Here is a 12,355-nt window from a genome sequence, read left to right as displayed (position 1 = left end):
GTGTTACGTCTGTGAAGTGCTACCCCGAAAGATTTGACATAGGCGTATCCGTTGGGTATAATTGTAACACTGTAGAAACACAACAAACACTCAAAACTTTCTCACCCATTAAACAAATCCCCGAAGGAGAAACATAACAGGTGATCCGTTTAAGTTTTATGTTAGCGATCATTGCTTGTATTGGTATGTCTATTAGTCCTATCTTCGCGCAAGAAGAAGCTGCAAGTGGTGGAACCGTCCGAGGTAAAATCACTGATACCAGCAGCGCACAAAATCCGATTGAAGGCGTTCAAGTTAAAATTGTCGCTCCAGATGGCACAGAATTCATAGCAACAACCGAGGCCACCGGTGAGTACAAGCGAACGAGTATCCCCGCGGGCCGCTATCTTATCAATATTCATAAAGAAGGATACGGCGATCGGCTTGGAAAACCTGTTACAGTTGTTAACGGTGGTGATCACTATGTTCCACTCAAGATGACCAAAAAGGCGGATGGCACTTCCTTCACCCAAGGACTTCAAGAACTCCAAAAACTGATGACATCTGAGAACATGACACAAAACCCACAAGAACATTGGTACAGCCTTACCTTGATGAACACCAAGATCGGCTATATGCACACGTCTACTGAGAAAGCTGAGTATCAAGGGGAAACGGTGGATCGGAATAAAGTTGATATCGTTATGAATTTTAAGGCACTCGGGACGGCTGTGACGGTTGAAATTACGCGTGTTGAGTATACGGGTCCCGACGCAATGCCGCGCCACTTCCTCTCAACGTCCAACGAATCCGGTTTAAAACAGGTCGAGGGATCAATTATAGATGGTGTCGCCTACGTTAAAACAACACTCAACGGCGAAACCACTGAATCGGAAACGCCAGTGCCATCGGACACTATTTCTGAACACATAGGTGTGACATCACTGTTAAGCCAGAAAGCACTTAAAATAGGAGACAAACGGACTTTTCATATATTCAGTTTCGATCTGCTGAAGCCGGTGAAGACGGAAATTGAAATTTTAGGAAGAGAAACCTTAACCTATCAGTCCGGGGAAAAGCAGGTTTATGTTTTGCGTCAGACAATAGACATGATGAACGGTATTACTGCAAAACTGTGGATTGATACCGACGGCGTAAACTATCGGACAGAAGTGCCGTTGATGGGACTTTCCATGGTAACCATGAAAACCGACAAGGAAACTGCCCTTGGTGAGACAGAAGAAGTCGATGTTATCTTAAAAACTCGTATCCTTCCGTCCGGAAAACGTCCTACGCCGAGAGCAAAACATCTTGAGGCAGAAGTGAAACTCTCAACAGGAAACATCGCTGAGGTTTTTATGTCTAACCCTCAACAGAAACTTGAAGTGAGTAATGCACACGCCGGTAAACTTTCCATTGAAGTCCGATCAATCGTAGCGGATGACTGTCCGAACCTACCTATCCAGAATGCGGAAGGCGAATTTCTGGCTGCAAGTGCCTATATTCAAGTTGATCACCCTGACATTCAAGCAAAGGCAGAGGAGATTTTGGAGGGTGAAGTCAATGCATGGAACGCTGCGGAAAAACTATGTCGATGGGTCTATGCATCTATTAGCGACAAAAAAATGAGCGGAGGTTTTGGTTCATCACTAACGACTCTGGAATCACTCTCTGGGGATTGTACAGAACACACTGTGCTTTTTATAGCACTCGCGCGTGCCGCTGGAATACCAGCACGGATCTGCTCCGGTATTGTATTCGCAAAAGATGCTTTTTACTACCACTTCTGGCCCGAAGTCTATGTTGGCAGATGGGTACAAATGGATCCAACATTGGACCAGGTCATCGCCGATGCAAACCATATTCAACTCGGTGGTAGCGTTATGGAGTCAGACAACCTCATGGAGTTTGCAGAAGATGTTTTCCATACGCTCAATCAACTTGAAATTGCCATCGTTGAATAGCCGTCAGTTATCAGTTAAAGAAGTTCCTGATAAACCCATATCTTCTTTGAAACTATTAGCATTTCAAAACGATAATATCTTCAGGACTTACGCAGCTTCCTCGCTGGCGAGGTTTCAAACCTCGTCAGCGGCGTGTGGTAGTCGCATTACCATTTCAGACGATAATATCTTATAGTAAAATCCGAAAATAAGTTTACATTTTGAAAAAAACGCGCCCTGCTTCATGAACCCTGTAGGAGGGAAGAAACACTTTCTTCGCATTGGATTTTAGCGTTTGCAAAAACACTCCGATTCCCGACTTCTTACTCTTAACTGACAACTGACAACTGACAACTGGCAACTGATAACTGACAACTAACAACTGATAACTACTGATGGCATTTCTCAATCCACTCTTTCTTTTCGGACTTCTCGCCGCTGGCATCCCATTGATTATCCATCTCTGGAACCGTCGTCGTGTTGTAACAATAGATTTCAGCAGTCTGATGTTCCTTACAGCGGCACATCGTGAAAACGCCCGCCGATTCCAACTCCGACAACTTCTCATTCTGTTTTTGCGGATGCTAATTGTAGCACTCATCGCGCTCGCCTTAGCACGTCCCTTTTTGACGCTTGGACTGCCCGTCGCGTCCGTGCGCGCGAAAACCGACCTCGTTATCGTTTTAGATAACTCCTACAGCATGGCATATCAAGACATTGATGGCATTCGGTTCGAGAAAGCGAAAACTTTGGCAACTGATATCCTCAACACTTTGCGTCACGGTGACAGTGCCGCGTTTATATTAATGTCAGACATCCCCAAACCTCTCTTTCGGCAACTCACACCGGATGTTGAGAGCGTCACTGAAACCATTAAGGATACGGAGGTCTCTTACCGCACCACGAATGTTCAGCCCAGCATTGAACTCGCCCATGAAATCCTCGCTGAGTCAGAGCAACTGAACAAAGAAATCTATTTGATTTCAGACTTCACCCAAAACGGATGGAAGAACTGGAGTAGGCTCCCGAATCGTTCAGGTGCCCGTATTTCTCTGATTCCTGTTGCCAAAGGTGAAGCGCATAACACAAGTATTAAAGAAATTCGTCCCTCCAATCAACTAATAGGCGTAAATTTACCACTCCAATTGAATGTGACAGCTGTGAATCATTCAGTAGCACCCTTGGAGGAAAATATACTAACGTTGTTCACTGGGGGAAAAAAACAAAAAACTATGAGTTTTTCTGTCGGCGCAAACGAATCACTGAATACGACTTTAATACACAACTTTTCTACACCCGGCACGCATATCGGTTACTTCACATTAACAGAAGATCGACTCAACATTGATAATCTGCGTTATTTTGCCTTTAATGTTCTCGGTGAAGTGCGTGTGCTATGCGTGGGAGAACAGACGGAATACCTAACATTAGCACTAAATCCACATAAAAATAGCCGTCAGCAATCGGTTTCCGTCAGCAATCAGCAAAGGGATTTTCCTAACGCCCGTCGATCACCGACAGCCGAAAACCGACTGCTAACAGCCGATACAATGATTTTACCAACGCAATGCACACCCGCTGAGTTTGAGAACTTCCCACTGGAAGACTATGATGTCATCATTCTCGCAGATGTGCCAAAAATCTCTCGCCAGACGAATGCACAACTCCAAAAATTCATCCGTCACGGCAAAAGTATCATCGCCTTCGTGAGCAGCCGAAGTGATGCAAAAAGTTACAATCAACTTAGCGATATTTGGTTGCCTGCCCAACTTGGTAGTGCGCTGACATGGACACCACCACAACGGGTTCACGCGTATCAGGAAGAACATCCTGTTTTCGATGTGTTTTCAAGTGAAGGATTCTCTACACAATACGCACCGCAGTTTTGCAACGGTGTGACATTATACCCCTTGTCGGAATCCAAGGTTATTGCCCGTTTCGGAGACGATACACCCTTTTTCGTTGAACGAAGTCAAGGTACAAGTATTGTGCTACTCTATAATTGTGGACTCCTTACACAACAGGCGACGACATCTACATCCACCACAGTTTATACAAATGACCTACTTGTTAATCCGTATTTCCTTCCAATGCTCCAACAGAGCGTGCTTTATGCAGCGACAGCCAGTAACAATCTTTTAGCGTGGGAAGGACATATCGGCGACACCTATACAGCAAGTTATCCGCAAAGTGCCGGTGGGAAAGCGTCTATTCGCCTAAAGAGCACAGTTGGCGAATGGAACGATGATACCTCCGATATAGACGATAGCATAGTGGTGCCAATTGCTGAAGATGGTACATTACGATTCCAAGGTACAGAACGTCCCGGTATCTATCAGGTTGAAGTACAAACGCAAAACAGGATCCAACGAAACTTCTTTGCAGCTAATGTTGACACCACCGAAGGCGACTTAACAGGGATTCCATTAGAACGCGCCGCAGCGCGAGTCGGTGCCCAAACAGCAACAGATCAGGAAACTGAGGGAGTAGCGATAGAAGCCGACGCTTACAACATCAATCGACACGGCAGGGAAATTTGGGGCGAATTGCTGGTCTTAGTTGTTTGCCTTATGCTCCTCGAAAGTTTTCTCTCGAACCGGGGTCCCCAGCCGTTACAGGGAAGGGGCGAAAACGTGCGCACGGCAGGTGAAAACTAATGAAACATCTTTGGTATGTCAAGCGCTCGTTTCAGGCTTTATGTTTAATCGTCCTGCTTAGCATAAGCATACAAGTAGAAACCTTGGCAGAAACGGTAGACGCTGCACAGCGTAAAAGCGTCGCTTTAAAAGATGAAGCAAGCGTTGTACGTAGCCTTGTAATTGATGGAAACCAAGCATTCTCTGAACAGGAAATTCGCGCGTTGATGCAGACAGATGTGTGGCGTGTTTACGATGAAGCGGTTCTGAAATCAGACCTTGAAGCGATTATAGGCTTCTATAGGAAAAACGGGTACCGTTTCGCGCGTGTCGGTGAAGAGCAAATTTCTGCGAAGAAATTCGCGGACGGTGTTTATCTCGGCATTGAAATTGATGAAGGCACTATCGGGGAAATTACTTTATCGGGTAACGAGAAAACCAAGAAAGACGTAGTCCTTCGTGAACTCCTGTTTGAGGTCGGGGATACCTATGTAGAAGCGGATAAGAAAGAAAGCGAGCAAATACTCCGAGACAAGACTTATATCGGAGCCGCAAGGATTGAGACGTTCTGGAACGCCAAGGCAAACACGGTTAGGATTCACGTCAATATCACAGAACTCTGGTCACCACCTCTCCCTTCATTCGATCCGGCATTGAACAGTCAAGGTGGAACATTTCTTTTGGGGATACGAGAATCCAATGTATTTGGTTCCGGTCATGACACTGAAGTCCGCTATCAGCGGATTAGCGAGATCGGCGAAAAGACGAAGAGTCTACTCACATGGAAATATAGGATGCCCCGCGTTTTCAGCTCACATTGGAATTTTGATGGTGCCTATATTCAAAAACGTGAGGGAGATTCATGGGCAGTTGTGCTTGAGCGTCCACAATATACGCTGAAGAGTCGATGGAGCGCAAAGTTTAGTCTCTCAGAAGCAATAGGTGATTTCGCATGGTATGAAATGATCCCGCTCTCTGATAGGTTAGAAGCAACAGATAGATTTGAGGTAAATCTTCAAGGCGTAGCCGGGAGAGTCCGCCGATATTTCGGTGACCGGGAACGGCAAAACTATATTGGGGTTTGGGCGACCTCACGCCGTTCAAAGTACGTGTTGATTGAGAAACTCTATGACTCTACGGCAGCACCCTCAAGCCGCGATGTTAAACTGGTTGGTGTTACCGTGGGTCGAAAACGCGTCACCTACTATAAAACCCGGTTCATCAGAAGGATGGGGCGCGAGGAAGATTTCTTTGTCGGATCCGAATACGCTTTCTCACTCGGACAGGCTTCTCCCCTTTACGGTTCAGACAAAGCAGAAACTTACGCAAACTTTATCGGTAGATCGGGTTGGACGGCAGGAAACCGTATATTAGGGACAATCCTTATAGATATGGGCACATACTTTACAACCCGAATTGAGCGTTCCATACTGCAGGCGCAAACCTCGTGGTATTACACAGATGTATTCAACACAGGCGAGATCTATACAGTCGACAAAGGATTTCGTAAGAACGGTTTTTTCGATTTTCATCAAACGTTTGTGGTGGAATTCAAAACGGAGATGCTGTTTGGATGGCGCGGTGAAAGTCAGGTCGTTCTCGGAGCTTTCAACGGACTGCGAGGTTACAACTACCGACAATTTAACGGCGAAAAAATGATGGTGCTACGCCTTGAAAGCCGAACCGTTTATGGTGGGACGTTCTTCAGGAAACTCGATGAAGGGATCGAAGCAGTTGCTACGTTCATTGCGAAGCCGTTTATCAAACGCTCTGTTAACTTAGGTCTTATCGTAAGTTCTACTGCCTTTACTGACATCGGTTACATCTGGAATGGACATTACACATTCAATCTGGCAGAACCGAAACGAAGTGTTGGATTCGGGCTACGGGGTGGATTTGCCAAAGTTAGTAATGCCGGTATATTCCGCGTTGAATTTGCATTTCCGCTTGACGCGCCTTCCGAACCCGCGTTCAAACAGATGATCTTTTGGGGAATTGAGCGTACATTTTAAGTAGTTATCGGTTTTCGGTTGTCGGTTTCAGTTAAAAAAGTGTTTGTGCCTGACACAGCATTCTCTTTTAACCGATAACTAATAGCCATTAAAAAAACAGAAAGCATGGGCATACCCTCACATACTTCAGTCGAAAACGTTACCTGGCGAGCCATACTCTTAGGTTTGCTAACACTTCCACTCAATATCTATCTTGTTGTTCAGACAGAAACGGTGTGGACAACGCAATACCCTACCACGATGGCGATTTTCTTCAACGCCGTCTTTACACTTTTCCTCGTTGCACTTTTCAATCTGTTCCTAACGCGCTATCTTCCAAGATGGCAGCTCACACAAGCAGAAATGCTAACAGTGTATCTCATGGTAACACTGGCATGCGTCGTTTGTGGACACGACCTGTTGCAGGCGACAATGTGCGTCCTGGGACACGCGACGTGGTTCGCTACGCCAGAGAATGAATGGCAATCACTTTTCTTCCGATATATTCCAGACTGGATTGCCGTGATGAATCGACGTGCTTTAGCTGGCTATTACGAAGGCACCTCAAACCTATTTGAAATGGAGCACATCCGCGCATGGCTCACACCGGTGTTAGCATGGTTGGTTTTCTTCTCCGCACTTGCGTTTTCTATGATGATGCTTAGTGTTATCCTCCGTAAACAGTGGATTGAACACGAAAAGTTGAGTTACCCGATCATCCTGCTCCCTTATGAAATGACGAAAGATGCAGGGTTCTACCGAAACCGACTCCTTTGGATAGGTTTCGCTATCGGATGTGGACTTGACCTACTCAATGGTATCAGCTTTCTCTACCCCTTCGTACCAAGTATCCCCATTCGGCACGACATCGGACGCTTGTTCACAGAGAAACCGCTCAGTGCTATCGGTTCAACGCCTATCCATCTGAACCCTTACGCTATCGGTATAGGTTTCTTAATGCCGTTGGATTTGTCGCTCTCTTGCTGGTTGTTCTACCTTTTCTGGAAGGCACAACTCGTTTTTGGCGCGATGACAGGGTTGAATCAGACACCGGGTTACCCGCATATTGACATGCAATCGACGGGTGCGTACTTTGGACTCTGTTTCTTTGCGCTTTGGATAACACACAAGCACCTCTGGCAGGTCGCTCGCAATATTTTAGGTTTGAAAACGAACCTTGATACGACAAATGAACCGATGGGATATCGGGGTGCGTTTGTCGGATTCCTGATTGGTATTGCAGTCGTGTTTGGATTTTGCCTGAAGGCAGGGATGTCGTGGTGGGGCGTACTTGGGTTTTTCAGTATTCAATTTATACTTGTTTTAGCGTTCACCCGGATGCGTGCCGAACTTGGAACCCCGACGATGGATTTTTATCGCGCCGGTCCGGGACTCTTCCTTACGTCGCTTGTTGGTTCCAGAAAGATTGGTCCACCGACGTTGACAGGCTTCGCCTTCCTTTATGGGTTCACTCGTAATTACCGTTCGCAACCGATGCCGAACCAATTGGAAGGATTTAAACTCGCCGATAGAGGCGGAATTAACTCGCGTCAAATTCTTTGGGTGATGTGGGGTGCGACAGTTATCGGGTTAGCTATTGGGTTTGTTGCGTTCCTTCACGCTGGTTATCGACATGGCAATCTGGGAACATGGCGTGGGCAGGAGGCGTTCAGCGATCTACAACGGTGGTTAACCCTCCCGAACGACACAGACTGGGGACGTATGGGATTTTTTGGTTTCGGTATCACGCTGACCCTGACGACGCTCTTTATGCGCCTGCGGTTTATCTGGTGGCAGCTACATCCATTGGCTTATCCGCTTGCGGGGAATTGGAACTTCGGTAGGCTTTGGTTCCCCGTATTTCTGGCGTGGTTGCTGAAATCCATATTGATTCGCCACGGTGGGATTGGTGCGTATCGCCGAACACTGCCGCTCTTTTTAGGGACAATGCTCGGCGAATTTGTGATGGGGAGTATATGGGCAATTTTAGGGTTATTTCTTGAACAACGGATGTATTCGTTCAAACATTGGTAAATGGTTATCAGTTATCGGTTGTCAGTTTAAGTATGAATCTGTAGGTTGGGTTGAACGGCGTTGAGAGGATAGATGTCGGGGAGCCAAACACACCTCAAATCCAAGAGGCTGCCCTATACACTCAAGAACATAGTGAAACCCAACTTCATACCCTCAGAGTCGTGGCACTTCAGGACAAGAGCGTTGGGTTTCACTCGGTCTCTGGCGGATGTAGCGTGTCTGGAGAAAAGTTTGTTTTTTCTTTGGTTTTTACGGTTTTGATGGAATCCGTTCAACCCAACCTACAATACTATAAATGACCCTACCGATCCGAAAAAGTGCTTAATCCGTAGCCTTCTGTAAATGAATACTCCCACCAGAGGTGCGCAATTTCAGCAAGGGACCGCCGCCATTTATGCGACCTTTCAATCTATTTTTCGGAACCTTCCCTTGAATAACCGATTCTACCACAAAATCCGTTGAGACATGTCCGCCGCTGGTTTCTGCTTCTACGTCAACAGCAATGTCCGGGATAAGAATGGTGGTTATTCCGCCACCCGACGTGTGCAGACTACAGTCGCTATCGGGTTGCGTTATCATAAAGGCGTGGATGTTGCCTCCTGACGTTTTCGCATTCACACTCCCACCAACGTTCTGCAGTATGATGTTGCCTCCCGAGGTCTGGACATCTGCCCCGCCACTACACTTCGCAACCTTGATACTGCCTCCTGAAGTCTTGCCCCAAATAGAACCTTGAACGGCACCAAAGCGGAGGTTGCCTCCTGAAGTTCGTGCTTGAACATCACCCGCGACATTGACCACTTCAATACTACCACCGGACGTTTTCAGTTCCGCTTGACCACCACATGATGTGAGTTCGATACTTCCGCCGGATGTCTGTCCCCACACTGTACCTGTAATATCCCCTAAACGCAAACTACCGCCCGAGGTCTTCACACGAACATCACCATCAAGGTCGGCAACCGAAATACCACCACTTGAGGTGTCCAAGTCAACGCTGTACTGTTGAGGCACCGTTACCAGAAAATGGATTTTCAAGCGATTTAACTTTTTTTGCCAGTGTTCTCGACCGCGTTTGAAAGCTCCTTCAATACGAACATCGGAACCCTCATGTTCAAATGCCAACTCAAAATCCTCAAGCACTTCTTGAGATGCCTTAGCCAATTTAGATTTTGATTCTTTAGTGACAGCAACCTCAACTTTATTCTGTTCAGCGGTTTGAATATCAATTGCACCGAACTCCGACACAATAGTCAAACTTCCGCCAGCATTGACACTAAACGCTTTCTCAATTTTTTCCAAAACAGGTTCCTCCGCCGTTAGAGATGTGATACCGCCCACACACTAAAGCGTGGGGCTTCGGCTTCGTAGCGACTGCGGTTTTCTCAAAGAGTCCACCGTCTAACTGTCGCTCCACCAGCAGGCAATTCCCTGAAACTCTGAAACGAGTATCAGGCATATCGTGCGGAAACTTTCACAGGTATCCCTGCCTGCAATATGTTTATCGCAGCGTTGATGTCTCGGTCGTGGTGTGAACCACATTCCGGACATGTCCACTGCCTATCAGAGAGTGTTAGGGTTTCGTTATGAAAACCACAATCGCTACAAGGTTTCGTTGTCGCTGTCCATTGACCGACTTGGAGCAATGTGCGACCATATTTTTGACACTTATACTTCAATATCTCAACAAACTGGTAGAAGGCAAGATCGGAGACCTTACGTCCCCACAAGCATTTCATGCCAGCAAGGTTCAAGGTTTCAATAGCAATCGTATCAAAAGACTTACAAAGATCGGTCGCAAGTTGCCAATGAAAGTCTTTGCGTTGATTGCTGATCTTCCGATAAAGGCGTGTGAGTTGTCGCACACAACGCCACCACCCGTTAGAACCTTTTTGCTTACGACTCAATGCCTTGTTGAGAGACCGAAGTTTGTTCAAGTTAGTTTTCAGGGGTTGTGGGTGTTGTATTTTATCACTTGTGCTAAGTGTCAAATATGCGTCTTTCATACCATAGTCTGCCCCAACACTCTTACCCGTTGTCGGCAGAAGTTTCGTCTCTACAAAATCCGTGAGTATGTAGAGCCAATAATCACCGCAAGTGTCACGCTTGATCGTGATACGACTGATATTTCCGTAAAACTCACGGTGTTTATGAAAAGTATAAGCGACTTTATCATATCGCCATTTGCCATTCTCCCATTTACGAAAGGTAAGGGTAATGCGATTGTCCGTCAAAAACCAGCCCGTTTGTTTAAGCGTGAAGGATTTAAACTTATGCCGTTTTTTGATTTTCGGTCTACCGCCCAGTTTCTTGAAAAATCGCACATACGCTGCATCAATGCGTCTGAGTTCTTCTTGAATGGCTTGACTCGGCAACGCATTCCAATGCGGGTGTGTGGTGCGTTTCAACCCTGTGAGGTGCAGACACATTGCCTCGTAGTTGGCATACGGCAGGCCGTCTTTATATCGCTGACGCTGCCACGTGTGGAAATACTCGTGAACTTGCCACATATCATCAAGCAGGTTGCCAAGACGAATACAATTCGATTGATCGCCAAACTTATACTTATACGTTTTCATGGTATATCACGGAACACAGTTTTAACCCCGTTCAAGTAGGTAGACAGACACATAACCTTGTGATTATGCTTGAACTGTCTGCCACTGTGATACTTTAATCATACCACAATTTGGCTGAATGTCAACTAAAAATGGCGTTTTGGTCCTTTCTACAAAGGCGGTGTTTCATCCCCAACCTAAAGGATGGGGCTTTCACACCAAACTCTCGGTAAGGGGCTAAACATCTTCATTGTATGAGTTATCAGCCATCGGTTGTCAGAAACCTTCAGACAAGAGGTTTTTGGTAAACTCTCACTGCGAGACAACTCTCTTACTGATTGCTGAGCACTGATGGCTGACACCTATTCTAAAGTTCTTTGTTCTGTTCAACTTGTTGTGTCCGGATCTCTTGGAGTATTTCCACAACAGTTTCCATTTGCCCTTCAAGTTTGGCAATACGCTGTTCAACAGATGTCACGTCCTCATCCTCGTCTGAGGTGACCTCAACGGTCTCAGCGGTATCAACATTATCTTCTCGTGGTTGTCCGCTCCAGACATCTTTGAGGAAAGAGGGCATCGATTGCCGTACAACCTCGCCGACATCTTTCAACTCATCGCCGATAGTTTTCTTGATTTGCGAGAAGTCAAAATCGTCAGCGCAGCTCTCTTTAACGTAAGCAGAGACTTGATGACACGCGAAGCAAATATCACCAAAAGCCGCATCCGTTTCTAAGGGTTCAAACAGACCGTCGGGGACCGCACCAAGGTCAGCAAGGAGGTTAAGGGCATTGTTAAATTGTCGAGCACATCGCTCTTCACCGTCTGAAAATTGGTCTGTAATCGCTGAAGTTTCGATGAGGCGTGCTGTTGTTTCCAATAGCCGCAGAATCTGCCGTATCTCCTTCATCCGACGTATTTCCTTCTGGGCTTCCCATTCGTTAGACATGATTTTCTCCTATTTATGTGGATTTACCTATATAGAGTTCCTTAAGACTGAAAAGGATAGTAAAATTTTTTTAACTCTAAGAATAGTTATCGGTTTTCAGTTATCGGTTTTCAGTTAAGAGGTTTTCGTCTAACAGAACCCTCTTGTAACTGACGACTGACAACCGAAAGATTTTTCGTAGAAAAATCGTACTGAAAACTATTCTTTGCGCTTGTCTATATAGACCCACTTCAAGCCAAAAGGATAGTGAAAAATTTAATGAGGTTGA

At 46.0% G+C, this 12,355-nt stretch carries 7 protein-coding genes; 4 read left to right on the top strand and 3 right to left on the bottom strand.

What is annotated here, in order from left to right:
- The first annotated feature begins 140 nt into the window (after positions 1 to 140).
- The 4 genes from OXH39_22315 (at position 141) to OXH39_22300 (ending at position 8,583) form a co-directional block, all read left to right on the top strand.
- Positions 141 to 1,943 (top strand): carboxypeptidase regulatory-like domain-containing protein, encoded by a 1,803-nt coding sequence (locus OXH39_22315; protein ID MCY3553204.1) that lies wholly within the window; start codon positions 141 to 143, stop codon positions 1,941 to 1,943.
- A gap of 374 nt (positions 1,944 to 2,317) precedes the next feature.
- On the top strand, positions 2,318 to 4,579 hold the full coding sequence (locus OXH39_22310) for a BatA and WFA domain-containing protein (protein MCY3553203.1): 2,262 nt from the start codon (positions 2,318 to 2,320) through the stop codon (positions 4,577 to 4,579).
- Positions 4,579 to 6,570 (top strand): hypothetical protein, encoded by a 1,992-nt coding sequence (locus tag OXH39_22305; GenBank protein ID MCY3553202.1) that lies wholly within the window; start codon positions 4,579 to 4,581, stop codon positions 6,568 to 6,570. Before OXH39_22310 ends, OXH39_22305 begins: the two co-directional genes overlap by 1 nt.
- A 105-nt stretch (positions 6,571 to 6,675) precedes the next feature.
- A complete protein-coding gene (locus OXH39_22300; protein ID MCY3553201.1) occupies positions 6,676 to 8,583 on the top strand; it encodes a hypothetical protein in 1,908 nt (635 codons plus the stop codon).
- A gap of 321 nt (positions 8,584 to 8,904) precedes the next feature.
- Here the strand turns inward: OXH39_22300 and OXH39_22295 are convergent, their stop codons facing one another.
- From OXH39_22295 to OXH39_22285, 3 genes are all read right to left on the bottom strand, one after another.
- The gene (locus OXH39_22295; protein MCY3553200.1) at positions 8,905 to 9,885 is read right to left on the bottom strand and encodes a hypothetical protein; all 981 of its coding nucleotides are present in this window, start codon (positions 9,883 to 9,885) and stop codon (positions 8,905 to 8,907) included.
- 149 nt (positions 9,886 to 10,034) lie between these two features.
- Positions 10,035 to 11,162 (bottom strand): RNA-guided endonuclease TnpB family protein, encoded by a 1,128-nt coding sequence (locus OXH39_22290; GenBank protein ID MCY3553199.1) that lies wholly within the window; start codon positions 11,160 to 11,162, stop codon positions 10,035 to 10,037.
- 346 nt (positions 11,163 to 11,508) lie between these two features.
- Positions 11,509 to 12,087, bottom strand: coding sequence for a hypothetical protein (locus OXH39_22285; GenBank protein MCY3553198.1), 579 nt, complete (start codon positions 12,085 to 12,087; stop codon positions 11,509 to 11,511).
- Positions 12,088 to 12,355: the final 268 nt, after the last annotated feature.

The organism is Candidatus Poribacteria bacterium, from assembly GCA_026702755.1.
Taxonomy (GTDB): domain Bacteria; phylum Poribacteria; class WGA-4E; order WGA-4E; family WGA-3G; genus WGA-3G.
This window is presented reverse-complemented; position numbering and strand designations above follow the sequence as displayed.